The organism is Sphingomonas sp. Root720, from assembly GCF_001428605.1.
Lineage (GTDB): Bacteria > Pseudomonadota > Alphaproteobacteria > Sphingomonadales > Sphingomonadaceae > Rhizorhabdus.
The window spans coordinates 468,551-492,120 of sequence record NZ_LMID01000001.1 but is presented as its reverse complement, the minus strand read 5'-3'; the positions used below and the strand labels follow the sequence as shown (position 1 = coordinate 492,120).

The 23,570-nt window shown below is 66.6% G+C and carries 27 protein-coding genes; 13 read left to right on the top strand and 14 right to left on the bottom strand.

The genetic code is table 11. The features are described from left to right. The first annotated feature begins 38 nt into the window (after positions 1 to 38). Positions 39 to 674, top strand: a complete 636-nt coding sequence (locus tag ASE22_RS02290; protein ID WP_056354374.1) for a YqaA family protein — start codon at positions 39 to 41, stop codon at positions 672 to 674. A gap of 30 nt (positions 675 to 704) precedes the next feature. On the opposite strand, the gene ASE22_RS02285 is transcribed toward ASE22_RS02290, so the two are convergent. Then, positions 705 to 1,634 (bottom strand): LysR family transcriptional regulator, encoded by a 930-nt coding sequence (locus tag ASE22_RS02285; protein ID WP_056354371.1) that lies wholly within the window; start codon positions 1,632 to 1,634, stop codon positions 705 to 707. Positions 1,635 to 1,725: 91 nt separating this feature from the next. Here ASE22_RS02285 and ASE22_RS02280 point away from each other — a divergent pair, with 91 nt between their 5' ends. The 5 genes from ASE22_RS02280 to ASE22_RS02260 all read left to right on the top strand — a co-directional run bounded on the left by ASE22_RS02280 (position 1,726) and on the right by ASE22_RS02260 (position 5,468). Continuing rightward, complete coding sequence (locus tag ASE22_RS02280) at positions 1,726 to 2,034, top strand: hypothetical protein (protein ID WP_056354368.1); 309 nt, start codon at positions 1,726 to 1,728, stop codon at positions 2,032 to 2,034. Positions 2,035 to 2,051: 17 nt separating this feature from the next. Further along, the gene (locus ASE22_RS02275) at positions 2,052 to 2,750 is read left to right on the top strand and encodes a pirin family protein (RefSeq protein ID WP_056354364.1); all 699 of its coding nucleotides are present in this window, start codon (positions 2,052 to 2,054) and stop codon (positions 2,748 to 2,750) included. A gap of 131 nt (positions 2,751 to 2,881) precedes the next feature. After that, on the top strand, positions 2,882 to 3,802 hold the full coding sequence (locus ASE22_RS02270) for a pirin family protein (RefSeq protein WP_056354361.1): 921 nt from the start codon (positions 2,882 to 2,884) through the stop codon (positions 3,800 to 3,802). 14 nt (positions 3,803 to 3,816) lie between these two features. Continuing rightward, positions 3,817 to 4,200 (top strand): OsmC family protein, encoded by a 384-nt coding sequence (locus ASE22_RS02265; RefSeq protein WP_056354359.1) that lies wholly within the window; start codon positions 3,817 to 3,819, stop codon positions 4,198 to 4,200. 14 nt (positions 4,201 to 4,214) lie between these two features. Then, positions 4,215 to 5,468, top strand: a complete 1,254-nt coding sequence (locus ASE22_RS02260; RefSeq protein WP_056354356.1) for a bifunctional alpha/beta hydrolase/OsmC family protein — start codon at positions 4,215 to 4,217, stop codon at positions 5,466 to 5,468. Positions 5,469 to 5,508: 40 nt separating this feature from the next. Here the strand turns inward: ASE22_RS02260 and pcaD are convergent, their stop codons facing one another. From pcaD to ASE22_RS02230, 6 genes are read right to left on the bottom strand one after another with little or no spacing between them, the layout of a single operon-like run. Further along, positions 5,509 to 6,297, bottom strand: coding sequence for a 3-oxoadipate enol-lactonase (pcaD, locus tag ASE22_RS02255; protein WP_056354354.1), 789 nt, complete (start codon positions 6,295 to 6,297; stop codon positions 5,509 to 5,511). Next, the gene (locus tag ASE22_RS02250) at positions 6,294 to 6,941 is read right to left on the bottom strand and encodes a 3-oxoacid CoA-transferase subunit B (RefSeq protein ID WP_056354351.1); all 648 of its coding nucleotides are present in this window, start codon (positions 6,939 to 6,941) and stop codon (positions 6,294 to 6,296) included. The genes pcaD and ASE22_RS02250 overlap by 4 nt, the downstream gene beginning before the upstream one ends. After that, entirely contained in the window at positions 6,941 to 7,657 is a 717-nt protein-coding gene (locus ASE22_RS02245; protein WP_056354347.1) for a CoA transferase subunit A, read from the bottom strand. Before ASE22_RS02245 ends, ASE22_RS02250 begins: the two co-directional genes overlap by 1 nt. Then, on the bottom strand, positions 7,657 to 8,586 hold the full coding sequence (gene catA, locus ASE22_RS02240; protein WP_056356231.1) for a catechol 1,2-dioxygenase: 930 nt from the start codon (positions 8,584 to 8,586) through the stop codon (positions 7,657 to 7,659). The genes ASE22_RS02245 and catA overlap by 1 nt, the downstream gene beginning before the upstream one ends. 28 nt (positions 8,587 to 8,614) lie before the next feature. Then, a complete protein-coding gene (gene catC / locus ASE22_RS02235) occupies positions 8,615 to 8,905 on the bottom strand; it encodes a muconolactone Delta-isomerase (protein WP_056354345.1) in 291 nt (96 codons plus the stop codon). Next, positions 8,905 to 10,068, bottom strand: coding sequence for a muconate/chloromuconate family cycloisomerase (locus ASE22_RS02230; protein WP_056354343.1), 1,164 nt, complete (start codon positions 10,066 to 10,068; stop codon positions 8,905 to 8,907). The genes catC and ASE22_RS02230 overlap by 1 nt, the downstream gene beginning before the upstream one ends. A 102-nt stretch (positions 10,069 to 10,170) precedes the next feature. Here ASE22_RS02230 and ASE22_RS02225 point away from each other — a divergent pair, with 102 nt between their 5' ends. After that, a complete protein-coding gene (locus ASE22_RS02225; protein WP_056354340.1) occupies positions 10,171 to 11,070 on the top strand; it encodes a LysR family transcriptional regulator in 900 nt (299 codons plus the stop codon). Between the two features lie 21 nt (positions 11,071 to 11,091). On the opposite strand, the gene ASE22_RS02220 is transcribed toward ASE22_RS02225, so the two are convergent. After that, a complete protein-coding gene (locus ASE22_RS02220) occupies positions 11,092 to 12,282 on the bottom strand; it encodes an aromatic ring-hydroxylating oxygenase subunit alpha (RefSeq protein WP_056354337.1) in 1,191 nt (396 codons plus the stop codon). Next, positions 12,279 to 12,635 (bottom strand): hypothetical protein, encoded by a 357-nt coding sequence (locus ASE22_RS02215; protein WP_056354334.1) that lies wholly within the window; start codon positions 12,633 to 12,635, stop codon positions 12,279 to 12,281. Before ASE22_RS02215 ends, ASE22_RS02220 begins: the two co-directional genes overlap by 4 nt. Positions 12,636 to 12,874: 239 nt before the next feature. Here ASE22_RS02215 and ASE22_RS02210 point away from each other — a divergent pair, with 239 nt between their 5' ends. Both ASE22_RS02210 and ASE22_RS02205 read left to right on the top strand, forming a co-directional pair. Next, positions 12,875 to 13,615, top strand: coding sequence for an aspartate/glutamate racemase family protein (locus tag ASE22_RS02210; protein WP_056356229.1), 741 nt, complete (start codon positions 12,875 to 12,877; stop codon positions 13,613 to 13,615). A gap of 31 nt (positions 13,616 to 13,646) precedes the next feature. After that, positions 13,647 to 14,672, top strand: coding sequence for an AraC family transcriptional regulator (locus ASE22_RS02205; protein ID WP_056354331.1), 1,026 nt, complete (start codon positions 13,647 to 13,649; stop codon positions 14,670 to 14,672). A 311-nt stretch (positions 14,673 to 14,983) separates the two neighbouring features. On the opposite strand, the gene ASE22_RS02200 is transcribed toward ASE22_RS02205, so the two are convergent. The 5 genes from ASE22_RS02200 to ASE22_RS02180 are packed head-to-tail and all read right to left on the bottom strand — an operon-like array spanning position 14,984 to position 18,557. Beyond that, positions 14,984 to 15,316, bottom strand: a complete 333-nt coding sequence (locus tag ASE22_RS02200; RefSeq protein ID WP_235536098.1) for a non-heme iron oxygenase ferredoxin subunit — start codon at positions 15,314 to 15,316, stop codon at positions 14,984 to 14,986. After that, the gene (locus ASE22_RS02195; protein ID WP_056354325.1) at positions 15,286 to 15,807 is read right to left on the bottom strand and encodes a nuclear transport factor 2 family protein; all 522 of its coding nucleotides are present in this window, start codon (positions 15,805 to 15,807) and stop codon (positions 15,286 to 15,288) included. Before ASE22_RS02195 ends, ASE22_RS02200 begins: the two co-directional genes overlap by 31 nt. Further along, positions 15,780 to 16,151, bottom strand: coding sequence for a hypothetical protein (locus ASE22_RS02190; RefSeq protein WP_056354322.1), 372 nt, complete (start codon positions 16,149 to 16,151; stop codon positions 15,780 to 15,782). The genes ASE22_RS02195 and ASE22_RS02190 overlap by 28 nt, the downstream gene beginning before the upstream one ends. A 16-nt stretch (positions 16,152 to 16,167) precedes the next feature. Next, positions 16,168 to 17,361, bottom strand: a complete 1,194-nt coding sequence (locus ASE22_RS02185) for an aromatic ring-hydroxylating oxygenase subunit alpha (RefSeq protein WP_056354319.1) — start codon at positions 17,359 to 17,361, stop codon at positions 16,168 to 16,170. Between the two features lie 29 nt (positions 17,362 to 17,390). Continuing rightward, entirely contained in the window at positions 17,391 to 18,557 is a 1,167-nt protein-coding gene (locus ASE22_RS02180) for an acetamidase/formamidase family protein (protein ID WP_056354316.1), read from the bottom strand. Between the two features lie 403 nt (positions 18,558 to 18,960). On the opposite strand from ASE22_RS02180, the gene ASE22_RS02175 reads away from it, so the two are divergent. Genes ASE22_RS02175 through ASE22_RS02160 form a run of 4 tightly spaced genes read left to right on the top strand, consistent with a single transcriptional unit; the run spans position 18,961 to position 23,507 of the window. Continuing rightward, the gene (locus ASE22_RS02175; protein ID WP_056354313.1) at positions 18,961 to 21,351 is read left to right on the top strand and encodes a TonB-dependent receptor; all 2,391 of its coding nucleotides are present in this window, start codon (positions 18,961 to 18,963) and stop codon (positions 21,349 to 21,351) included. A 52-nt stretch (positions 21,352 to 21,403) separates the two neighbouring features. Further along, positions 21,404 to 21,880, top strand: a complete 477-nt coding sequence (locus tag ASE22_RS02170; RefSeq protein ID WP_056354310.1) for a nuclear transport factor 2 family protein — start codon at positions 21,404 to 21,406, stop codon at positions 21,878 to 21,880. Positions 21,881 to 21,900: 20 nt separating this feature from the next. After that, positions 21,901 to 23,130 carry an aromatic ring-hydroxylating oxygenase subunit alpha gene (locus tag ASE22_RS02165; RefSeq protein ID WP_056354309.1) on the top strand — a complete coding sequence of 410 codons (1,230 nt, stop codon included), beginning with the start codon at positions 21,901 to 21,903 and terminating at the stop codon, positions 23,128 to 23,130. Between the two features lie 11 nt (positions 23,131 to 23,141). Continuing rightward, positions 23,142 to 23,507, top strand: a complete 366-nt coding sequence (locus tag ASE22_RS02160; RefSeq protein ID WP_056354306.1) for a hypothetical protein — start codon at positions 23,142 to 23,144, stop codon at positions 23,505 to 23,507. Positions 23,508 to 23,570 lie beyond the last annotated feature (63 nt).

The window sequence follows — 23,570 nt, the reverse complement described above, 5'->3', positions numbered from 1 at the left end:
GGTCACTAATCGGGATGCGATCTTGCCGAGGGGACTCCATGCTGCGCCGCCTGTACGACTGGACGATGGCCAAGGCGGCGCACCGCCATGCCGAGGGCTGGCTTGCCGCCTTCGCCTTCATGGAAGCGAGCTTCTTCCCGGTGCCGCCACATCCGCTGCTCGGCCTGATGTGCCTGGCCGAGCCGAAGAAGGCGATCCGCTTCGCCGCGATCGCGACACTCGCCTCGGTGGCAGGGGGCCTGCTCGGCTATGCTATCGGCCATTTCGCCTATGAGGCGTTCGGCGAGGCGTTGCTGCGGGCGCTGGGCCTGGCCGAGAGTTTCCCCCGGGCGGCCTGCTACCTGCGCGACTATGGCGCGGAGATCATCGTCGTGAAGGGGGCGACGCCGATCCCCTTCAAGCTGCTGACGATCACCGCTGGCTTCATCGGCATGAACCTTTGGGTCTTCATCGGCGCCTCGATCGTGTCGCGATCGATCAGCTTCATGATCGTCGGCGTCCTGTTCCGGCTGTTCGGTGCCCGGATCAAGGGCGTGATCGACCAGCATCTGGGCAAGGTGACCGCCGCCTTCGCGGTGCTCGTCGTGGCGGGGTTCCTGGCGATCGCGCTGCTGGGCGGCGGCGCGAAGGAGACGAACGAGAAGTGCGCGGGAGCGGTGGCGGCGAAGGCTTAGGCTGTCGGGCCAGTCGTGGGTTGGTAGCGTCTAGATATCCCCGAACCCCTCCACCTCCGCATCCTCGGCGCCCAGCGCCACGAACTGTTCGAGCAGCCATGACCCCGCCGGGCCGGGCGGAGTATCGCTCCGCCAGATGCCGTTGAAGCGGTAGGTGCCGCCGATATGGTCGGGCATGTGGAGGCGGACGAGGGTGCCCGCCACCAGATCGGGCTCGATCATGGGCAAGGGCATGTTCCCCCAGCCGATGCCCTGGCGGAGCAGCTGGTGCTTGGCGCCGAGGTCGGCGAGACGCCAGGTTCGCGGGCTCAGCACCGAGAAGTCCTTGCCGTCGGTGAAGCGCGAGCGATCGGTCAGGACGATCTGCACATGCTCGCGGCCCATGCCGGGCGGGATCTTCGCGGTACGGCCGAGGGGATGGTCGGGCGCGGCGACGGGGACCATCGGTACCGATCCGGCCGAGACCAGCTCGATCCCGGTGACGCCCGCCGCCAGCGGACCGGAGATGCCGATCGCCGCGACCCCGTCGAGCACCATCGCCGTCACCGCGCCGAGCGCCTCGACGTGGAGGCGCAGCGCCACGGTCGGGAAGCGCTCGGCAAAGGCGCGCAGCACCCGCCCGAGCCGCTCGGCGGGCAGCATCACGTCCACGGCGAGGTCGACCTCGGCCTCCAGCCCGTCGAGCAGGCCCTTGACCTTGGCGCGCAGTCCGTCGATCCCCTGCGACACCATGCGCGCCTCGGCCAGCACGGCGCGGCCCGCGGTCGTGAGCTGCGGCTTGCGGGTGCCCTCGCGGTCGAACAGCGAGAGGCCGAGCTGGGCCTCGAGATTGCCGATGCCGTAGCTGATCACCGACACCGCCCGGTTGAGCTTGCGGCCCGCCGCCGCGAAGCTGCCGGTCTCGACGATCGCGAGGAAGATGCGGAGCTGGTCGAAGGTCGGCGTACCAGGATTTGACATTTCAACTTCCTCGAACGTTTCGGCCGATTTTATCTATCTGATCGGATAAGTCGAGCCGCCCTATATCGTCTTCAACAGGAAGGAGGACGATATGACGACCGACCGGAACAGCGCACCCCGCCTCAGCAACACCGAATGGAAGGTCGTCGCAGCGGCCTATGAGGATGCGGAGACCTACCGCTTCGCACCGGCCCGGCCTTCGCTGGTCCGGACGGCGATCGGCAGGCTTACCGGCCATCGGCCCGCGCTTCCCGCTGCCGATCCCCGGCGCGAGGCGCTGCGCCGCTTCGTCTGCACCGTGCGGCGCACCCGCCGGCCCGACGAGCGACTGGTGCCCGAGCTGATCGCGCTCGGCCTCAACCGTTCGCAGGTCGACGCGCTCGCCCTTCTTTCCGCCTAAGCACTGGAGATACAACGATGATCGACCTTCGACCCTATGACAGCCTCGGCGGCGCCAACCATGGCTGGCTCGACGCCAAGCATCATTTCTCGTTCGCCAGCTATCATGACGACGCTCGGACCAACTGGGGCGACCTGCGCGTGTGGAACGACGACACGATCGCGCCGAAGACCGGCTTCCCGCCGCATCCGCATCGCGACATGGAGATCATCACCTATGTCCGCGAAGGCGCGATCTCGCATCAGGACAATCTGGGCAACAAGGGCCGCACCGAGGCTGGCGACGTCCAGGTGATGTCGGCAGGCACGGGCATCCAGCATGCCGAATATAATCTGGAGGACGTGACGACCCGCATCTTCCAGATCTGGATCCTGCCCTCGCAGACCGGGGGCGCACCCAGCTGGGGCGCCAGACCCTTCCCCAAGGGCGATCGTGGCGGACGGTTCGTGGTGCTGGCGAGCGGCTTCGCCAATGACGACGACGCGCTGCCGATCCGCGCCGAGGCCAGGGTGGTCGGGGCGACGCTGAAGGCCGGCGAGACTGCCGACTATCCGATCGGCAAAGATCGGCGCGGCTATCTCGTGCCCGCGACCGGTGCGGTGAAGATAGACGGCGTGCGGGTCGGCGCCCGTGACGGCGCCGCGATCAGCGACCTCGAAACGATCCGGGTGACCGCGATCGAGGACAGCGAGATCGTGCTGGTCGACGCCGCCTGATCTCCCCAACGCTACCCCTTGAACCCCAAGGCCGGTCGTAGGAGGATCGCCCCCTGATCCTGACCGGTCCGCCGCCGGGCCTCATTCCCCCTCCGCGGGGTCCGGCGGCACCCCTTCGTGAAGGAAGTGAGATGAGCATGCGCACGAGCGAGGTCGACGGCGTCGACATGGTGATCCTGCCCCCGGTTCGCGACCTGGGCGACGGCTTCTCGGTCCGCCGGGCGCTACCGTCGGCGCACCGCCGGATGGTCGGCCCCTTCATCTTCTTCGACCAGATGGGCCCTGCCGCCTTTCGCGGCGGCGAGGGGCTCGATGTCCGCCCGCACCCGCATATCGGCCTGGCGACGATAACCTATCTGCTCGACGGCGAGATCATGCACCGCGACTCGGTCGGCAGCGTGCAGGCGATCCGTCCCGGCGAGGTGAACTGGATGACCGCCGGATCGGGCATCGCCCATTCGGAACGCACCCCCGACGAGCTTCGTCCCACCGGCGGCAAGCTGTTCGGCCTTCAGACCTGGATCGCGCTGCCGACCGACAAGGAGGAGATCGATCCGTCCTTCGTCCACCACAAGGCGCACGAAATCCCCAGCATCGAGGCCGACGGCACGACGCTGACTCTGATCGTCGGTACCTCGGACGGGCTGCGCTCGCCGGTCAGGACGCTGTCCGACATGGTCTATGCCGATATCGTCCTGGCCGACGGCGCGCGCTACCAGCTCAAGGCCGAGCATGTCGAACGCGCTGTCTATGTCGTCGAGGGCGAGATCGAGGTGGCCGGCCAGACCGGCGGCTTCGCGACCGGCGAACTGGTCGTCTTCAAGCCGGGGGCCGAAATCGTGCTGAAGGCCAAGGGCGCGGCCCGGCTGATGCTGATCGGCGGCGAACCTTTCCCCGAAGGGCGCAACATCTACTGGAACTTCGTCTCCTCGTCGCGCGACCGGATCGAGCAGGCGAAGGAGGACTGGCGCGAACGGCGCTTCGCCCCGGTGCCCGGCGAAGACGAATTCATCCCGCTCCCCGAGGAGCCCAAGCCCGTCCGCTACCCATAAGGGAGGTTGCCCAGATGACCCACGCCACCGCCACCATCGGCCGCGACCGCTATGCCACCCATATCGACGCGAGCGGCCACGTCCTCACCGCCGACGAGCCGGAGACGCTGGGCGGCGCGGATGCCGGCCCGGCACCCTATGATCTGCTGCTCGCCAGTCTCGGCGCCTGCACCGCTATCACCCTGCGCATGTATGCCGACCGCAAGCAGTGGCCGCTCGAGTCGGTCGAGGTGTCGCTGCGCCTGACCGGCACGGCCGAGGATCGCCGTATCGTCCGGACGATCGCGCCCAAGGGCGTCGATGCCGAACAGGCCGCCCGCCTCGCCGACATCGCAGAACGAACCCCGGTCACATTGACGCTCAAATCGGGTATCGCGATCGCCACCAGCCTCGCCTGACGGGAGACAGAACCGTGCCGACCCAAGTCTTCGATTTCGACGGCGGCAGCCACCGGCTGTCGGGCCGGCTCGAGCTGCCCGAAGGGACGCCGCGTGGCTGGGCATTGTTCGCGCACTGCTTCACCTGCGGCAAGGATCAGTGGGTCGCCGTCCGGATCGCGCGGGCGTTGGCCGCGATCGGCATCGGCACCCTGCGCTTCGACTTCGCCGGGATCGGCGCCAGCGAGGGAACGCTCGCCGGCAGCAGCTTCGCCGCCGACCGGCGTGACCTGATCGCCGCCGCCGAGGCGATGGCGGCGGCGGGGCATGCGCCGGCGCTGCTGGTCGGACACAGCCTGGGCGGGGCGGCGGCGCTGGCCGCGGCGGGTGACATCCCCTCGATCAAGGCGGTCGCGACGATCGCCGCGCCGTTCGACGTGGCGCATGTCCTGCGCCATTTCGACGAAGCCTCGGTCGACGCGATCGAGCGCGACGGCGAGGCGGACGTCATGCTCGCCGGGCGGACCTTCCGGATCGGCAAGCCTTTCCTCGACGACTTGCGCCGTCATGACCTGGGCGCGCGCATCGCGGTGCTGCACCGGCCGCTGATGATCCTTCACGGTCCGTTCGACGAGGTGGTGGACATCGAGAACGCCACCAGCATCTTCCTCGCCGCGCGGCACCCGAAAAGCTTCGTCTCGCTCGACAAGGCCGATCATCTGCTGACCGGGCCGGGGGAGGCCGAGCATGTCGCGCGGCTGATCGCAGCCTGGGCCGCGCCGTATCTGCCCCGATCCGAGCCGACCCGCGACCAGGGCGATGCCGATGTGGTCGCCGAGGAAACCGGCGCCGGCCGCTTCCAGGTCGCGATCCAGGCGGGCGGCATCCGCTTCCTGGCCGACGAGCCGGCGGCGGTGGGCGGGCTGGGTTCGGGACCGACGCCTTACCACTTGCTGTCGGCGGGCCTAGCTGCCTGCACGACGATGACGCTGCGCCTCTATGCCGACCAGAAGGGCTGGGAGATTGGCCGCATCCGCACCGCCGTCGGCCACGCCAAGCGCAAGAGCGAAGCCCCGGCGGACCTGTTCACCCGGCGGATCGACTTCGATGGCGCGGTCGACGCCGAGCGGCGGGCGCGGTTGCTGGAGATCGCCGATCGCTGCCCGGTGCACCGCACCCTTGAGAACACGGCGCGGGTCGAGACGAGCATCGGCGGACCGCCCGCCGCCGCCGAGCCGATCGCCGCGCATATGAACGCAGTCGAAGGGCTGGTGGAGGACGCGGAGTAGCTTATCACCCATGCCCTGAAGGGGCGGGCTGGGGTTGGGCTCAGCCCAGAAACTCCGACAGGGCCGCCGTGAACCGCTCGGGTTGCTCGACATTGGACAGGTGCGCCGCGTCGAACGTCACGCTCCGGGCACCCGGGATCGCCTCGACGATCTCCTGCCCCTGCGCGGGCGGGGTCGCGGGGTCGCGGCCGCCGATGATCACCAGCACCGGGTTGCGGATCAGGCCGATCACCGGGCGCATGTCCATGTCGCGGATGGCGGCGCAGCAGCCGGCATAGCCGACCGCGCTGGTGGCGTTCAGGAAGGCGCCGACCCTGGCCACCGCCTCGGGCGATCCACTCAGAAACTCGGGGGTGAACCAGCGGTCGAGCACGGCCGGGGCGATCGCCGACACGCCCTTGTCGAGCACCACGCCGATCCGGCCCTGCCAGCCCGAAGGCGGGCCCATATAGGCGGCGGTGTTGGCGAGGACGATGCGGTCGAAGCGTTCCGGCGCGTGGACGCCCAGCCACTGGCCGGTCATGCCGCCCAGCGAGAGGCCGCAGAAATGGACCTTGTCCAGCCCCAGCGCGTCGAGCAGCTCGACCGCGTCGCGGCCGAGCCGGTCGAGGCCGTAGGCGCCTTCCGGGGAGTCCGAGGCGCCGTGGCCGCGTTGGTCGTAGCGCAGCACGCGGAAGCGCCCGGTCAGCGCGGGAAGCTGCGCCAGCCACATGTCCATGGCAGTGCCGAGCGAGTTGGACAGCATGAGCACCGGCGCGCCTTCGGGGCCGTCGATGCGCCAGGCGATGCGGCAGCCGTCGCCGACGGTCGCGAAACCCTGGTCGGTCATAGTCCCTCCGCGATCTTCAGGGGTGCGCCGGTCTTGGCGACGACCTCGTCGACCGTGACGCCGGGGGCGCATTCGATCAGGGTGAGCCCACCCGCCCGCTTGTCGCAGGCGAGCACGCACAGGTCGGTGACGATCAGGTCGACCACGGCTTCGCCGGTCAGCGGCAGCGTGCATTCGGGCAGGATCTTCGGCGTGCCGTTGCGGCTGACATGCTCCATCACCACGACGACCCTGCGGACGCCGGCGACGAGATCCATCGCGCCGCCCATGCCCTTCAGCATCTTGCCCGGGATCGTCCAATTGGCGATGTCGCCCTTCGCGCTGACCTCCATCGCGCCGAGCACCGCCAGGTCGATATGGCCGCCGCGGATCATGCCGAAGCTGTCGGCCGAGGAGAAATAGCTCGACGTCGGAAGCTCGGTGATCGTCTCCTTGCCGGCATTGACGAGGTCGGCATCCTCTTCGCCCTCATAGGGGTAGGGTCCCATGCCGAGCATGCCGTTCTCGCTCTGGAGCGTGACCTTCACCCCGGGCGGGATGTGGTTCGCCACCAGGGTCGGGATACCGATGCCGAGGTTGACATAATAGCCGTCTTCCAGCTCGCGCGCGGCGCGCGCAGCCATTTCGTCGCGGGTCCACGGCATCAGACGGTCTCCACCGGACGGGGGCGGGTGGTGCGTTTCTCGATCAGCCGCGCATAGCCCTCGCCCTTGACGATGCGATCGACGAAGATGCCGGGGGTGTGGATGTGGTCGGCATCGAGCGCGCCGTCGGGCACGATCTCCTCGACCTCCACGACCGTCACCTTGCCGGCGGTCGCCATCACCGGATTGAAATTCCGCGAAGTCTTGCGAAAGACGAGGTTGCCCTCGCTATCGGCCTTCCAGGCCTTGATGATCGACAGATCCGCGCGCAGCCAGCGTTCGCGTACATAGCGTCGCCCGTCGAACTCCTCGACCGGCTTGCCCTCGGCGACGACCGTTCCCACCCCGGTCGGCGTGTAGAAGGCCGGGATACCGGCCCCACCCGCGCGAATCCGTTCGGCGAGGGTGCCCTGCGGCACCAGTTCCAGCTCGAGCTTGCCCTCGAGGTAGAGCTGCTCGAACAATTTGTTCTCGCCGATATAGGAGGACACCATCTTCTTGATCTGGCCGTTCGCGAGGAGCGTCCAGAGCCCGTAGCCGTCGGCTCCGCAATTGTTCGAGATGACGGTCAGGTCCCGCACCCCCGAGGCCTTGATCGCGGGGATCAGGGTCTCGGGATTGCCGGTCAGGCCGAAGCCGCCCGACATGATGGTCATGCCGTCAAACAGCAGACCGTCGAGCGCGGCTTCGGGGCTGGCGTAGATCTTGTCCGCCATCAGACCGCCGGCGCCGGAGCCCGGCTGCGGGCCATCAGTTCGGCTTCGGTCGGGTCCGCGGCCTTCTGCAGGGTGAAGTCGAAGTCGATCTGGCTGAACGGCCCGTTGAGCTGCTCGGCGCGGATCTGCTCGGGATCCTCCTGGCGGACGACCTCGGGAATCAGGTCGTCATGGGTCGCGAAGGCGAAATCGTCGTGCAGATAGGGATCGCCGTCGATGTTGATCTGCGTCGTCAGGTGGCGATAGCCGTCGGCCGAGACGAAGAAGTGGATATGCGCCGGGCGGTTGCCGTGGCGGCCGACGCTCTGGAGCAGCTTGTCGGTGCTGCCCTGCGGCGGAACCGAATAGCCCGAGGGGACGACGCTGCGGAAAACATAGCTGCCGTCGGCGCCGGTCTCGATGCGGCGACGGTTGTTATAGGGCTTCTGCGCGGGGTCGAAGCCCGAATAGGCACCCATGGTGTTGGCATGCCACACGTCGACGATCGCGCCGGCGATCGGCTTTCCGTTCAGGTCCTTCACGGTGCCGCGCATGATCAGCACCTCGCCGGTGTCCTCGCCATCGTCCAGGCGGGCGCGGCCCTTCTCGATCGGGGCGCCCGGGATGTACAGCGGCCCCTCGATCGTGCGCGGCGTGCCGCCGGTGAGACCAGCCTTCTTGTCGGCGAGATCCATGCGGACGTCCAGGAAATGGTCGAAGCCGAGGCCCGGTGCGATCAGGCCGAACTCAGGTGCGCCCTGCTGCAGGAAGTGGAGGGCCGCCCAGAATTCCTCGGCGCTCACGTCGAAATCGTCGATCGTGGTGAACAGGTCCGACACGACGCGGCGGACGATCTTCTTCATGCGCTGGTCGCCGCCGTCCTGGTCGAGGCCGGAAATGCGATCGAGATAGGCTTGGATTTCAGGGCTCTGCACCAGTTCGGATGCCATCATGTCTCTCCTTGGGAAGGGTTTTGTTTCAGCGGTCGCCGTCATGGATCGACGAGGGATGCCGACACAGCGGGATCACTTCGATGTCCATGAAAGGGAATAGGGGAAGTCCCGTAAGCAGGTCGTGGAGCGCTTCGTTGCTCTCCACGTCGAAGATGCTCGTGTTCGAATATTGGCCGACATGCCGCCACAGATGGCGCCACGTTCCCTGCTTCTGCAGTTCCGCTGCATAGGCTTTCTCGCGCGCCTTGATCTCGTCGAATACGGCCGGTTCGATATTGTCGGGGACGTTGACCTGCATATGGACCTGAAAGAGCATCAGGCGGACTCCTCGAAAGACTGGGCGACGACGGTGCGGCTGGGCCCGTCGCGGCGGAAATGGTGCACCTTGTCCATGTCGAGCGCAACGCCCAGGCCGGGACCTGTCGGCAGGTCGAGCCCGAACTCCCGGAACACAGGGCGCTCGGTCAGGATCTCTTCGGTCTGCAGGAGTGGGCCGAACAGTTCGGTGCCCCATTCGAGCTTGGCGAAGGTCGCGTAGAGATGGGCGCAGGCGATGGTACCGACGCTGCCCTCGAGCATCGTGCCGCCATAGATGCCGATATGCGCCGCCGTGGCGATCGCCGCGAGCTGACCGCCCGCGAACAGGCCGCCGGCCTGGGGCGGCTTGATCGAGAAGGCGTCAGCCCCCCGGTTCCGCGCGAAATCGAGCGCGTCGGATGGGCCGCGAAGCGCTTCGTCGGCCATGATCGCGATCGGCGAATAGGCGGTCAGCCGGCGCATGCCTTCGCGATCGTCGCGGGGCAGGGGCTGCTCGATCAGATCGACCCCGGCATCGGCGAGCATCCGGGCCCCGCGGCGCGCGGTCGGTTCGTCCCAGGCCTGGTTGACGTCGACGCGGACCGACGCGCGGGCGCCCATCGCCCGCTTGATCGCGCCGACATGGGCGACGTCGTCGGCCAGGGCGCGCTTGCCGATCTTGAGCTTGAAGACATTGTGCCGGCGCTGCGCCAGCATGTCCTCGGCTTCCTCGATGTCGCGGCCGGTGTCGCCGCTGGCGAGCGTCCACAGCACCGGCAGGCGATCGCGCAGCCGCCCGCCGAGCAGTTCGCTGAGCGGCAGGCCCGCGCGCTGCGCCTCGGCATCGAGCAGCGCGGTCTCGATCGCGTTCTTCGCGAAATGGTTGCCGACGACATATTGGCGGATCAGCGCCATCGCCGAGGCCGTGTTGGCGGCCTCGCGGCCGATCAGCAGCGGCGCGACATAGGTGTCGATCGCCAGCTTCATGCCCTCGGGGCTCTCGTCGCCATAGCTGAGTCCGCCGATCGTCGTGCCCTCGCCCATGCCGACGACTCCGTCGGAGCAATGGACGCGCACGATCACCATGACCTGCTTGTTGATCGCGATCATGGACAGGACATGCGGCCGGATCGTCGGGATGTCGACGATCCAGGTATCAATCTTCTCGACCTTGAAGGGCATGCTCTCTCTTATGGTTCGCGGCGAATGCCATGATTTCCTAAGCCGGCCCCATGCTGTAGCACAGGACTGTTTCGGTCCGGTTTGATACTTGTCAGGTATGATATGGAATTGCGTCATCTTCGCTATTTCGTCGCGGTCGCCAATGAACGGAACTTCACGCGCGCGGCGGAGGTGCTGAACATCGCCCAGCCTCCGCTGAGCCGGCAGATCCGCCAGCTCGAGGAGGAGGTCGGCGCCGCGCTGTTCGACCGCGATGCCCGGCCGCTGCGGCTGACCGAGGCGGGGCGGTTGCTCTACGAACACGCGGTGCACGTGCTGGCGGGGGTCGACCAGCTGCGCGGCATGATGCGCGAGCTTGCCGGCAAGGGCCGCCGCCGCTTCGTCATCGGCTTCGTCGGATCGACCCTGTTCGGGCTGCTGCCCGAGGTGATCCGCCGCTTCCGTGCCTATGCCGACCATGTCGAGGTGTCGGTGATCGAATGCTCGACCGTCGAGCAGATCGCCGCGCTCAAGGAAGGGCGCATCGACGTCGGTTTCGGCCGGCTGCGCTTCGAGGACGCGGCGATCCGACGGATCGTGCTCGCGGAGGAGGCGCTCGTGGCGGTGGTCCCGGTCGATCATCCGCTGACGGCGCTGGGCCGTCCCGTGCATCTGGCCGAACTGCTCGACGAACCGCTGATCATCTATCCCCGTCCCGCGCGGCCCAGCTATGCCGACCAGATATTGAGCATCTTCCACGACCTGGGCCTCCAGCCGGAGCTGGTGCAGGAGGTGCGCGAGCTGCAGACCGCGATCGGCCTCGTCGCTGCGCATACCGGGCTCAGCATCGTCCCGGAATCGGTCCAGCGGCTGAAGCGCGACGACGTCGCCTATCTGCCGATCGCCGACAAGGCGGCCCGGTCGCCGATCATGATGATCCACCGCGCGGGCGATATCTCCAGCGAGCTCGCCCGGCTGATCGAGATCGGCTGCGAAGTCCACGCCAGCGACATGGGCGATTAGGGGTCGAGCGCAGGGGAAAGTTCAAGCCAGACCGCGCACGCAGCGATCGACGCCGTTGCTGAGGTGCCGGGCCAGCATCTCCTCGTCCTGGAAGAATATGTGCTGCTTGGCGCCCGACTTGAGCTGGGCGCAGATCAGCTCGTGGGTGAAACAGTCCTCCATCATCGGATCGCGCAGGCCGACCTTCGAATATTCGCGGGCGAACAGCTCGCCGGCGGTCTTCACCGGAGGATAATAGCCCTTGATCTCCCACAGGCTGCGGTCGACTGCGATCGGCCAGATGTTGAAGGTGAAGAACAGCCCGTTGAGCAGCCCGACGAAGAAGTTCGGGAAGATGTGCCAGAAGTCGAACGAGCCCCTGAAGCGATAGCCCTCGCCATCCGCGACCGGCTTCGCGCCGAACGCCTGGACGGTGCCGGTGCCGAAGCGGCTGGCGAGCATCGCGGTGGGCGGCGGGACGAAGCTGTCGGGCGGCGGCGAGCCGAGCACGCCGTGCATCCCATGAAGTTCTATCGCGGCGTGGCGATACTGGTTGCCGTCGATCTTCACCGCGCGGGCCAGCGTCTTTTCATGCAGATAGGGCAGGTGCCAGCCTTCCAGCTGCGCCTCCTGCAGGGTCTTCCAGTTCACATTCTCGTCGATCCGGTAGGAGAAGGCCGGGCTGAAGCCGTCGAAGTCGAACCGGCCGATCTCGTCGGCGACGGGGCCGAGATGTTCGAGCAGCGTCTCCTCGGGCTCGGCCGCCATGTTGACGAAGATGAAGCCCTTCCACACCGCGCAGTGCACCGGGGTCAGGCCATTCTCCTCGGCCTTCACGCCGGGGAAGTTGGCGGCGTCGCTGATCTGCACGAGCTTGCCCGTGGTGTCGTAGACCCAGCCGTGGAAACGGCACGCCAGATAGCCGCGACAGGAACCCTGGGCATCCCAGGCGACCGGCGCGCCGCGATGCGAGCACATATTGTGGAAGGCGCGATATTGCCCGTCCTTGCCGTGGATCACGAGCAGCGACGTGTCGAGGATCTTGAGGTCGGCGACGAAATAGTCGTTCGGCTTCGGTGCCTGGAGAATATGACCGACATTCAGCCATTTGCGACGGAACACCCGATCGCGTTCGAGATTGAAATAGTCGGGCGAGGTGTAGCGCTCGACCGGGATCGGATCGCGGCCCTCCTCGGGATAGCGGTTCATGAAGCGGCAGGGTTCGGTGGTCATGCGCGTGCTCCCAGGCCGGCGAGCGGCCAGGCGTCGTGGGTCGGCACGAAGCGGGCGATCGGGAAGACATATTTGGGCCGCGGCTCGCCGTACATCTCGATGGTCGCGGCGCATTCGGCGAGGGCGAGGCACATGTCGAGCAGCCTGCGGTCTGGCCCCTCGATCGCCGACAGTTCGAGGGGCTGGAGATATTCGAGCGCGGCCGCCCCCCGTTCGATCATCCGGTCGTAAAAGGCCTGGCTCTCCGCCAGCGAGGAGGACCAGCGCTTGTCGTTGCGCTCGAGTTCGGTCGACCGCGCCCAGTCGATGAAGGGAAGCAGATCCTCGAATCCCGGGGGTAGCATATCGGCCATCGCAACCTCTTCATCGCCCTGTTCGCATGGAGCCTGCGTCGCCGACGGCCGCAGCGGCTATCCTCCCTGTGCAGGCGCTGACCGCTCACTGCGGAATAGGGCGGTGGACCGGCAAGCACGGCTTGTCGCGCGGATGACCGCTGATAAGCCTTGTCATGGACAATGATATTTTCAGGGTTGGACTTCGTGGCGAACGGCGATCGGAAGCTAGGCCCGGCCCTGCGGGGATGGACGGGCCGATGAACAAGCGGATCAGGATGATCGTGCCGGTGCCGGTGCCCGAAGCCGCGCTCGCGGCCTTTGCGAGCCAGATACCCGAGCATCTGTTGCGCCCCGACATCTCGGTCGAGTTCGCCTGCGCGGCGCGCGGCGGGGCAACGCTCGACTCGTCCTACGAAGGCACGATCGCCGACGCCTTCTGCCTGGAGGCAGGCGCGCGCGCCGAAGCCGAGGGCTTCCATGCGGTCTGCGTCAATTCGATGAGCGACTCCGGCGTCGCGGCACTGCGGTCGCGGTTGTCGATCCCGGTCGTCGGAACGGCGCAAGCGACCTATCTCCTCGCCTGCCAGCTCGGCCGGCGCTTCTCGATCATCAGCATGTGGGACCGCTGGCGCTGGCTGTACGAGAAGGTTCTGGTCGAACAGGGGCTGGGCGACCGGCTGGCATCGATCCGCTCGATCGGCGTGCGGCCCGATACCGCCGAGCTTCTGGCCGGCAAGGAGGACAGCGTCTTTCCGCTGCTCCTCGACGCCGCGCGCGCCGCGGTAGAAGAGGACGGCGCCGACGTGCTGATCCTGGGATCGACCACGATGCACCAGTCGCATGTCTTCCTGAAGGACCGCCTTGCCGTACCGGTTCTCAATCCGGGCTTGGTGGCGTTCAAAACTTGTGAAATGCTGCTCGACCTGGATCTTGCCCATAGCAAGCGTCGCTATCCGAGTCCGGAACGGACGGCCGACGGGATTTTCCAAGGGCGATGAGGGGATCTAACCGGAACGTGGAGGTTAGGTTATGATGATCACCAACCTGGATGCGCCCCGCAATTGGGACGGGACCGGCATGCCGCTGTCGAGGCTGGCGCGGCTCGTGACGAACGACATCGACGAAGTCCACGATCATATGAGCAGGATGTTCTGCCCGCACGATCTGCGGATCGAGGGCGGCAACCCGCCGATCGCCTTCCGCCATCACCAGGCGTCGCTCAAGTCGGTGACCTTCAACGCCACCGACTATGGCAATCCCTATGGCCGGGTCGTCGTCAACATCCCGCCGACCAACGCGCTCTACCTGGTGCAGTTCTCGCTGTCGGGCGTCGCCCAGATCGCGCAGCAGAACACCACCATCGATCTGCTTCCCGGGCAGATGTGCGTGCTCGATCCGGACGCACAGGTGAAGCAGACCTTCGGCGAGGGATATAAGCATTTCACCGTCAAGATATCCAAGAGCGGGCTCGAGGCGGTGCTGGCGCAGGAACTGGGCTTTCGCCCGCGCGCGCTGCACTTCTCGTCCAACCCGGTTCGGCTCCAGGGCGCGGCGGCGGCCTTCGCCCATCTCGTCCGCACGATCTGCGACGATCTCGACTGCGGCATCGCCGGCTTCAACCATGTGCGCGCGCGCGGCACGGTCGAGGAGGCGCTGCAGCGGCTGCTGCTCGCGGCGGTGCCCCACACCTATTCGGACCTGTTCGACGCGCCGCCGTCGAGCCCGGCGCCCTATTATGTCCGGCGGGTCGAGGATTATATCCACGAGCATTCGCGCGATCCGATTACGCTGGAGGAGATGATCGCGGTGTCGGGGGTCAGCGCCCGTTCGCTGCACGCCGGTTTCCGCCGTTTCCGCGACACGACCCCGATGGTCTATCTGAAGAACCACCGGCTCGACCTGGCGCATCGCCAGCTGAAGGTGGCGGCCGACGAGGGGCTGTCGGTGACCGAGGTCGCGCTTGCCTGCGGTTTCACCCATCTCTCGAAATTCGCGCGCGACTATCTCGACCGCTTCGGGGAACGCCCCTCGGCCACGCTCAAGCGGATGAACTGAAACCCCGGTCGAAGCTGAGGCGGTTCGCCACCACGCGCCCGTCACCCCGGGCTTGACCCGGGGTCCCACTTCTTTGCTTCAGGTCAGTCTGTCCTGCAGAGTGGTGCCCAATCGGCGCTCTGCTCCATTCGACGGAATAGAAGGGAAGCGGGACCCCGGGTCAAGCCCGGGGCGACGGCAGTGGGCAGCGTTTCGTCCGCCAAATGAGATCATACCCTTGTTTTACCGCGGCTTCCGAGGCGACGGATGTTTCCATCCGCTGCGAAATCGCTCCGGGCGGTCCGGCCGGGGTGCGGGGCAGTAGCGGACGGTCAGTCGGCGAGCAGGACGTCGTCCTGGTCGATCCTCAGCCGGTAGGTCCTGATCGCGATCGAGCAGGGGGCGGCGCAAGCCTCGCCGGTACGGATGTCGAAGCTTCCCATATGATAGGGGCAGAGGATCTTGCCATCCTCGATCTCGCCTTCCGACAGCGACGCGTCGCCATGGGTGCACAGGTCGTCGGTCGCGAAAAACTCGCCGTCGAGGTGATAGACGGCGAGCATTCGCCCGTCGTCCAACTCGACCTGGCGGACCTCGCCCTCGGGAATGTCATGGGTCGCGCAAAGCCTGATCGTCACATCCGCACCGGTTTCTTGAGTTGCCATGGTGGATTCGCTTCTCCCTGAAGGCGGACGTCGAGGGTCACGCGCGTGAAGCGCCAGCCCCGGTCGGTCTTCGCCAATTCGCTGTCATACCAGCCGCCGAACCAGCTGTCGGTCGCAGCCGTTCCTTCCCCCGCCATCGTGCACAGCTCCCACAGATACCAGTGGCAGCGGGCGGTGAGCCCGTCCTCCGCCAGCTCGACCAGTGGCGAGACCATGTAATGGATCGACCAGAGCACGCGCTCCGCCGCGACCGCGGCGAGCCCGGCGGCGATGGCGTCGCGACCGACCAGCGTGCCGAAGCCTTCGGCCGACCATGTCGCGTCGTCGGCGAACAATGGGCCCAATATGGCGGGATCATTCTTGCGATCGGCACCCTGGGCGTAGCGCGCGACGAGATCCGAAATCTCGGCGCGCGCCTCGAGCCGGGCGAGCCGTTCCTCCGTGGAGAAACCGCCCTCGGCGGTCACCGGAAACCCATCGGCTGTCGGCATTCCCAGGTCGGTTGATCGCCATGGACGGCGATGAAGCGCCCTTCCTCGAAGGCATAGGGTACGCCCACCGCGCCATTGTACAATTCGATATGCGGGGCGACTTCGGCCAGCGACAGCGCCATGTTGTAGATCGGTTGCAGCTCCGCCGGCAGCGCGCCCAGCGGGTGCCTGTCGACCTCCGCCAGGATCGCTTCCAGGCGGGGCAGCACGCCGTCATAGAATTGACGGAGCTCAGCGGAGGTCGAGGCGAGACGCCTGGCCTGCCGCTCGTCCGCGGTGGGGAGGGCCCAGTCGAGCCAGGGCGCCAGGTCGGCGAACGCGGCCGGCAAGGGGGATAGGGTCATTCTATCGGGTCTTTCGTCAGGCGTTCACATATCGGTCGACGACGATCGCGCCGTGGCGGATCAGTATCTCGTCGTCCTGGAGGTGCTGGAGCGACTTGGCGCGCGACTGCATCGCCCGCTGGGTGTCCTCCATCGTCGCGGTATCCTCGAGCCAGGCGTTGCGCTGGAGCGTCATCGCATGCTCGATCGCCCAGCGCTGGGCGTTGCTGGTCGGCGCCTTCACATAATAGCGACCTTCCCACAGCGTCCGGTTGTGCGCGAGCGGCCAGAACTGGTGGGTGAACCAGATGCCTTCCGAGACGTGAAGCAGGGTGTTGGGGAACAGCACGCTCAGCTCGAACGCGAAGTCGGAACGATGATCGGGGTTGATCAGCGGCGGCAGCATCGATTCCCCACGCCGCGAGACCAGGCTGGCCCCGGCGATCGCATTGGCGATTCCGGCGACGGGCGTGGGCTTGGCGTCGAGTGTCAGGCAGACCGCGCAGGTTCGGTGCGGTCCCATCAGTTTCACGTTCTGGAGGCCGGTCGAAAAGACGTTGGGGAAGGAACCGGCATGGATGGTGTCGACATGATAGGCTTCGGCGAAGGCGTCGTGCGCGACCTTCCAGTTGCAGTCGACCTCGGTCCGGTAGGTGAAGCCGAAGTCGAGCTCGTCGAAGGGAAAACCCCGGAAATGCTCGGCATAGTCGCCGAGAAACGCTTCGAGACTGTTGTCCGGAGTCTCGGCGACGTTGATGAAGATGAAGCCTTCCCACAGGCCGACATGGATCGGCGCGAGGCCGTTATGCCCCTTGTCGAAGCAATCATAGAAGCGGTTCTCGCTGGGCACGCTCTTCAGCGACCCGTCGGCGCCGTAAACCCAGCCGTGGAAACGGCAGGTGAGCACCGCCGCCCGGCTGCTGCCGTAGCTTTCGTCGCCGCTCTCGGTCACTACGGTGTTGCCGCGATGCGCGCACATGTTGTGGAAGGCACGGATCTCGCCGTCCTTGCCGCGGATGACGATAGCCGACGTGCCCGCCGCCTCGATCCGCTTGACCTTGTAGTCGCCCGCCCTCGGCAATTCGTTGGCCCGGCCGACGCATAGCCACACCTTGCGGAAAATCTTCTCCTTCTCCTTTTCATACCATTCGGGCGAGATGTACGGCTCGGTCGAGATCGGGCCCGAGCCGAGTTCGGGATAGGCTTCGAGCCAGCGATGTTCAGCGTTCATTGTCGTATCTCCGATGCTGCCGGTCGTGCTCACTCGACGAAGATGTCGAGCGGGATGATGGCGGACACGATGATGTTGGGGACGTCGACGAGCTGGCCGATGCGCAGATCTACCGCGGCGGCGCAGATCGCATAGGCCTGCTCGCGGCTGTAGCCCTTGGTCTCGGCGATCCAGTCGATCATCCGCAGCAGCGCGTCGCGCGCCGCGAGGGTCAGGTCCTCCGACAGGTTGGTCAGCGCGGCGACCTTGGGGCTGTCGAGATAGGCGAGGTGGGGAGGGACCTCGCCCGCCTTCTTCACCGGCATGCCGACGATCGCGTGGAAACGGCTCGGCTCGGTGTTGCGGAGCTGGCCGCCGCCGGTGACGTGGGGGAAGACGATGTTCTTGCCGCCGCCCTTGATCACCTCGCATTTCAGCGTGACCTTCGCCGCCATCTCGACCGCGGTGCCGCACACCTCGCCATCGCCCTGGGCGAAGTGGATGTCACCGGTCCACAGGCCGGCACCGTCGACGAGGACGGGGAAGATCACCGTGGTGCCGACCTGCATCGCCTTGATGTCCATATTGCCACCATTCTCGCGCGGCGCCACGGTGCGCAGGCCCTCGGCGGCATAGGGGGCGCCTTCGCCGAACAGCCTGGCGGGGAGCGCCCGGCCCGGATCGGGCATCAGCGCGAAGCCGCCCGCCGCCGCCAGGGCGCCTTCGCGTTCGAGCGCGGCGGCGACCTCGGGCTCGCCGGGGAGGACGCCGATCGAGCCGGGGAAGGCGCACATCGGCACGCGGACGCCCGGAATCTGATCCGACACGGCGCAGAGCCGGTCGAGCTTCCAGTTGGCGATGAACGGTCCCGGGATCACGTCGCGCAGGAAGCCGAAGCCGGGGACGATGACGGTATAGCCATAGTCGCTCGGCGCGATGTCGACGATCGTCACCGCCAGCGCGTCGCCGCGCTCGGCGCCCTCGATGAAGACCGGGCCGGTCATCGGATGGACGCGGTTCAGATCGCAGGCGGCGACGTCGGCCGGCGTGCTCGACCAATCGAACTGGTCGTCGAAGGCGTCGCGCGTCTCGTAGACGATATAGTCGCCGGCCTTGGCGCGCATGACCGGCTCGATCGCCCAATGCAGGCGGTTGAAGCAGTTGGGGTCGTCCTTGGCCGTCGTCCCGCTGCGCTTGACTTCCACTGTGTTCGCCATCTGCTTCCTCGCGCTGTTCCAGATGTCCGATGCCGGACCGTGGGGAGATGATGATCGGAGGGGCCGTCGGACGGCTATCCCTCTGCCGAGCCTAGTAGCCGGTCACCGCATCAAAGCGGCCGTCATGCGCCCCGAAATGGCGACATGACCGCGCGTTCGCGCGCGTATGAGCGGCGGGAAGCCCGAAAAATGGGCGTTTCGGCGATGTCCCATTCGATCGCGCTGTGGTGCTGCTTCTCGCGCCCTGAGGCTAGCGCATCAGGCCCCCGACGGTGTTGCATGCATCTGTCACCAGCCGTGGGGTTCGTGATCGGTGGGCGCGCGGGGGCGCGACCCGGATGGACACCTCCGGGTGTCCGACGAACCGGCGCCGTGCCGGGTGCAATCGGGAGGAAAAGGGACGATGAACGTGATGAACCAGAATATGCTGCGGCGCGGGCTGCTGATCGGCGCCTCGCTGATCGGGCTTGCGGCGCCGGCCGGCATGGCCAGCGCACAGCAGGCGCCGGCGGATGCCGCATCGGCCGAGACGGCCGACGATGGCGGTGTGGAGATCATCACCGTCACGGCGCGCCGCCGGGCGGAATCGCTGCAGGATACGCCGATCGCCATCTCCGCCGTCACGGCCGAGGGCCTGACCGCGCGCGGCATCGACAATGTCACGCAGATCGGCGACTTCACCCCGAACGTGAAGTTCAACAGCTCGGTGCCGGTCTCGGCGAGCAATGCGACCGCCGCCATCTTCATCCGCGGCATCGGCCAGAACGATTATCAGCTCTCGGCCGATCCCGGCGTCGGCCTCTATCTCGACGGGGTCTATATCTCGCGCGGCGTCGGCAATGTCCTCGACGTGCTCAACGTCGAACGGATCGAGGTGCTGCGCGGTCCCCAGGGCACGCTGTTCGGCCGCAACACGATCGGCGGCGCGGTCAGCGTCGTCACCAAGAAGCCCGGCGACAAGCTGGCCGGCTCGCTCGAGCTGACCACCGGCCGCTTCAACCGCATCCAGGCCAAGGGTTCGATCGACCTGCCGCTGGCGGAGGGGGTCTATTCGAGCATCGCCGGTTTCTACCACAAGCGCGATGGCTATGTGAAAGGCGTGGTCGCCGGTGCGCCCGACCTGGGCGACACCGATCAGCTCGCTGGTCGCTTCGCGCTGCGGCTCGAACCGTCGAGCGACGTCACCATCGACCTGGCCGTCGACGGATCGCGCGCGCGCGAGCAGTCGGCGCCGAACGTAGCGATCGCAATCGACGAGAATGCGCCGGCCGCTCAGGTGTGGAACGCCGTCTATTCGGGTGCGCCCGGCATTTGTGCCAATCCGGCGGCAGCGGGTCGCTTCACCGACCAGCGCTGCTTCAACAGCCAGTGGGCGCTCGCGCCCTATCGCCATGGCGGCACCTTTTCGGCCATCTCGGATATCTTCACCAACGGCAATCCCAAGCGCTACCAGTCGGGCTCGGATCTGAACATCTGGGGGGCGTCGGGCACGATCGAGTGGAAGATCGCCGATGGCATCTCGGTCAAGTCGATCACCGCCTATCGCAAGGTGACCGGCTTCTGGACCCGCGACTCCGATCATAGCCCGGCGTCGATCATCCAGACGAACAGCGACTGGAAGCAGGATCAGTTCTCCGAAGAGGTCCAGCTCCAGGGCGACGTCGCCAACGGCCGCTTCAACTGGGTCGTCGGCGGCTATTATTCGAGCGAGAGCGGCAATCACCGGGACCTGGTCAACATCGTCGATGCGGTGTTCCTGAGCGGCGCGGTCCTCGACGGCAAGAGCCTCGCCTTCTTCGGGCAGGGTACCTACGAGATCGTCGACAACCTCAACCTCACCGCCGGTCTCCGCTGGACCGAGGACAAGAAGACCTTCGGCAACGCGAACCAATATGTCGTCGAAGCGGGCTTCCTGACCGGTTCGCCCTTCAATCCGGACGGCTCGGGCCTGCAGGACGGCGATCCGCTGATGGGGCCGCTGGGCCAGAGGGCGACGGTGAAGGACACGGCCTGGACCCCGATGGTCAGCCTGGCCTATCGCTTCAGCCCCGAGCTGCTGGCCTATGCCTCCTACTCCGAGGGCTTCAAGGGCGGCGGCTTCACCCAGCGCGTCTTCCCGCCGTTCGCCTTCATCCCGTCGTTCAAGCCGGAGACCAGTACCACCTACGAAGTCGGCTTCAAGTCGGACCTGTTCGACCGCAGGCTGCGGCTGAACGGGGCGGCCTTCCTCAACGATTATGATGACCTGCAGATCACCGTGAACGACCCGACCCTGGGCTTCGCGCCGATCATCCAGAATGCGGCGAAGGCACGGATCAAGGGGTTCGAACTCGAGATGCAGGCGCGTCCGGTGGGCGGGCTGCAGATCGACGCGGGTCTGGGCTATCTCGACGCCAAATATCGCCGGGTCGACATCCGCGCGCTCAACGCGGGCGTGACCACTGCGACCAAGCTTCAGAACGCTCCGAAATGGACGCTCAGCGCGGGCGTCGCCTATAATATCGCGGTAGACGGGATCGGCAGCTTCCAGCCGCGGGTCGACTGGTCCTACCGGTCGCGGGTCTACAACGACGCCGTCAACAATCCGCTGCTGGTCCAGGACGGCTATCACCTCGTCAACGCGTCGATCGCCTATAATGACGAGGACAAGCGCTGGGGCATCACCGCGGGCGTCAAGAACCTGACCAAGGAGGTCTATCTCGGCTCGGGCTATGCCGACTCCTTCGGCGGCATCGTCGAGGGGGTCTTCGGTCGCCCGCGCGAATGGTACCTCACCGCGCGCTATTCCTTCTGATCGTGACAGGGGGCGGCCCAGTCTGGCCGCCCCCAGCTTTTGCGGAGCGAATATGGAATCGCTGGAACAACGGGTCATCCGTCTCGAGGCCCTTCGCGCGATCGACGACCTGATCGCCGACCTGGGGCGGGCCTTCGACGGCGGACCGTCGGCGGAGGGCCTGCGCGACCTGTTCGTGGCCGATGCGGCCTTTCTGATCGACCGCTATGGCGAATTGCGCGGCCGCGATACGATCGCGGACGGGGTCGCCGGCAATGCCGACCAGGGTTTCCGCTGGACTCTCCATTATCTGGTTTCGCCCAAGGTCGGGCTGAGCGCCGACATGCGGTCGGCCGATATCGAATTCTACCTGTGGGAAGTCGCCACCGCCGCGAGCGGGCGCGCCTACTGGATCGGCGGGCGCTATGCCGCCGAAGCGCGGGTCGACGGGGCTCGCTGGCGGTTCCGCCGGCTCGAGCTCAAGGCCGACCTGATCTCGCACTATCCCGACGGCTGGTCGCCCAAGCCGGCGGCCCTGGCCGACGCCTGATTTACGCAAGGAGAGCAGCAATGAACGTGCAGGACAGGGCGCTGGGCCACCTCGGCCGCTCGATCGCGGAAATCCGGGCCGAACTGGGTATCGATCCGGTATCGGTGGACGCGATCCGCGACCCGGCGGTCTATGAACTCGAACGCGAGAAGATCTTCCGCCGTGCCTGGCTGAAAGTCGCTGTCGCCTGGGAGATCCCGGAGATCGGCGACTATAAGGTCAAGGAGATGCCGGTCGCCGATACCTCGGTGCTGATCGTGCGCGGCAAGGACGGTCGCATCCGCGCCTTCCACAATGTCTGCACCCATCGCGGCAACAAGGTGGTGCCGAACAGCGATTTCGAAAGCTATGGCCGCTCGCGCGCCGGCGTCGTCACTTGCCGCTTCCACGGCTGGGTGTTCGGCACCGACGGCCCGCTGAAATCGGTGCCGGTGGAGGAGGGGTTCGGCAAGCTCGACAAGAGCTGCCTCGGACTGCGCGAGATCGCCTGCGACATCTGGGAAGGCTTCGTCTTCATCAACTTCGCCGATCCGCCGGAGCAGAGCCTGCTCGATTATCTGGGCGACTTCGCCACGTTGTTCGGCGGCTATCCCTATGCGGAATCGACCACCATCTTCCGCTATTCGACCGTACTCGAATGCAATTGGAAGGTCGCCCATTACGCCTTTTCCGAAGGCTATCATGTGCCGACCATCCACGCCGGCTCGCTGCCGGGCTTCCGCGGCGTCGAGCATAGCGATTTCAAGCTGATTGGCCCGCACGCCTCCTCGACCATCTACGGCGCGGGCATGGATACGGCCGCGTCGACCGCGGCTTTTGCCGGTGTGCTCCATTCGGCCGAGCCGCACCGCCCGCGCCCCGACCAGCTGCCGCCGGGGATCAATCCGACGCGGCGCACCGACTTCCAGTTCGAGCTGCCCAACATCTTCCCGAACTTCATCATCCATCTCGCGTCGGGCTGTGGCTATCCGGGCATGTCCTTCTTCACCCACCAGTTCTGGCCGCTCGACCATGGTCGGACCCTGTGGGAGGGGATCAACTATTTCCGGCCGGCCCGGAACGCCGCCGAGCGGGCGGCGCAGCTCCATGTCAACGCGCTCCATCGCAATGCCTGGCTGGAGGACACCGCGACCATGGAGGACACCTTCACCGGTATTCGTTCGGGGGCGATCGATACGATGCAGCTGATGGACCAGGAATTCCTGATCCGCCACGCCGCGCTCGTGCACGAACGCTTTCTCGCCGCCTGAGGATTTCGATCATGACCACCGACAACAATCTTCCCCATGGTTTCGAGCCGTTCGCCGATCTCGCCGCACGCTGGGCGCGGCCTACCGAGGGCGAGCGCAGCCTTATCCGCTGGGCCGCATCGAAGCAGGATTTCGCCGACTTCTATTCGGCATTCATGCCCAGGCTCGACGATGCGCTACGCCTGCTGGCCGGATATCCCCTGGAGGGACTGGAGGGGCCGCCGCGCAATCTGTTCGAGCTGGTCTGCGCCTTTGCCGAAGCGGCGCCGCACCACGAGCTTTATGGCGGCAGCGCGGCGGTGCCGCACAGCTTCTCCGCGCAACGCTTCGTGCCGGCGCATCGCGACCGGCCAAGCATCAGCCCCGAAATTCGCTGATCCCGGAGTTCCACCGGCTGGTCGGGGATCGCCCAGAACAATCGAGCGGCAGGGCGGTCTTCG

What these genes read in the sequence shown, in the direction of transcription:
- ASE22_RS02290 (WP_056354374.1), top strand. Translation starts at nt 39, where the DNA reads ATGCTGCGCCGCCTGTACGACTGGACGATGGCCAAGGCGGCGCACCGC.
- ASE22_RS02285 (WP_056354371.1), bottom strand. Translation starts at nt 1,634, where the DNA reads ATGTCAAATCCTGGTACGCCGACCTTCGACCAGCTCCGCATCTTCCTC.
- ASE22_RS02280 (WP_056354368.1), top strand. Translation starts at nt 1,726, where the DNA reads ATGACGACCGACCGGAACAGCGCACCCCGCCTCAGCAACACCGAATGG.
- ASE22_RS02275 (WP_056354364.1), top strand. Translation starts at nt 2,052, where the DNA reads ATGATCGACCTTCGACCCTATGACAGCCTCGGCGGCGCCAACCATGGC.
- ASE22_RS02270 (WP_056354361.1), top strand. Translation starts at nt 2,882, where the DNA reads ATGAGCATGCGCACGAGCGAGGTCGACGGCGTCGACATGGTGATCCTG.
- ASE22_RS02265 (WP_056354359.1), top strand. Translation starts at nt 3,817, where the DNA reads ATGACCCACGCCACCGCCACCATCGGCCGCGACCGCTATGCCACCCAT.
- pcaD (WP_056354354.1), bottom strand. Translation starts at nt 6,297, where the DNA reads ATGACCGACCAGGGTTTCGCGACCGTCGGCGACGGCTGCCGCATCGCC.
- ASE22_RS02250 (WP_056354351.1), bottom strand. Translation starts at nt 6,941, where the DNA reads ATGCCGTGGACCCGCGACGAAATGGCTGCGCGCGCCGCGCGCGAGCTG.
- ASE22_RS02245 (WP_056354347.1), bottom strand. Translation starts at nt 7,657, where the DNA reads ATGGCGGACAAGATCTACGCCAGCCCCGAAGCCGCGCTCGACGGTCTG.
- catA (WP_056356231.1), bottom strand. Translation starts at nt 8,586, where the DNA reads ATGGCATCCGAACTGGTGCAGAGCCCTGAAATCCAAGCCTATCTCGAT.
- catC (WP_056354345.1), bottom strand. Translation starts at nt 8,905, where the DNA reads ATGCTCTTTCAGGTCCATATGCAGGTCAACGTCCCCGACAATATCGAA.
- ASE22_RS02230 (WP_056354343.1), bottom strand. Translation starts at nt 10,068, where the DNA reads ATGCCCTTCAAGGTCGAGAAGATTGATACCTGGATCGTCGACATCCCG.
- ASE22_RS02225 (WP_056354340.1), top strand. Translation starts at nt 10,171, where the DNA reads ATGGAATTGCGTCATCTTCGCTATTTCGTCGCGGTCGCCAATGAACGG.
- ASE22_RS02220 (WP_056354337.1), bottom strand. Translation starts at nt 12,282, where the DNA reads ATGACCACCGAACCCTGCCGCTTCATGAACCGCTATCCCGAGGAGGGC.
- ASE22_RS02215 (WP_056354334.1), bottom strand. Translation starts at nt 12,635, where the DNA reads ATGGCCGATATGCTACCCCCGGGATTCGAGGATCTGCTTCCCTTCATC.
- ASE22_RS02210 (WP_056356229.1), top strand. Translation starts at nt 12,875, where the DNA reads ATGAACAAGCGGATCAGGATGATCGTGCCGGTGCCGGTGCCCGAAGCC.
- ASE22_RS02205 (WP_056354331.1), top strand. Translation starts at nt 13,647, where the DNA reads ATGATGATCACCAACCTGGATGCGCCCCGCAATTGGGACGGGACCGGC.
- ASE22_RS02200 (WP_235536098.1), bottom strand. Translation starts at nt 15,316, where the DNA reads ATGGCAACTCAAGAAACCGGTGCGGATGTGACGATCAGGCTTTGCGCG.
- ASE22_RS02195 (WP_056354325.1), bottom strand. Translation starts at nt 15,807, where the DNA reads ATGCCGACAGCCGATGGGTTTCCGGTGACCGCCGAGGGCGGTTTCTCC.
- ASE22_RS02190 (WP_056354322.1), bottom strand. Translation starts at nt 16,151, where the DNA reads ATGACCCTATCCCCCTTGCCGGCCGCGTTCGCCGACCTGGCGCCCTGG.
- ASE22_RS02185 (WP_056354319.1), bottom strand. Translation starts at nt 17,361, where the DNA reads ATGAACGCTGAACATCGCTGGCTCGAAGCCTATCCCGAACTCGGCTCG.
- ASE22_RS02180 (WP_056354316.1), bottom strand. Translation starts at nt 18,557, where the DNA reads ATGGCGAACACAGTGGAAGTCAAGCGCAGCGGGACGACGGCCAAGGAC.
- ASE22_RS02175 (WP_056354313.1), top strand. Translation starts at nt 18,961, where the DNA reads ATGAACGTGATGAACCAGAATATGCTGCGGCGCGGGCTGCTGATCGGC.
- ASE22_RS02170 (WP_056354310.1), top strand. Translation starts at nt 21,404, where the DNA reads ATGGAATCGCTGGAACAACGGGTCATCCGTCTCGAGGCCCTTCGCGCG.
- ASE22_RS02165 (WP_056354309.1), top strand. Translation starts at nt 21,901, where the DNA reads ATGAACGTGCAGGACAGGGCGCTGGGCCACCTCGGCCGCTCGATCGCG.
- ASE22_RS02160 (WP_056354306.1), top strand. Translation starts at nt 23,142, where the DNA reads ATGACCACCGACAACAATCTTCCCCATGGTTTCGAGCCGTTCGCCGAT.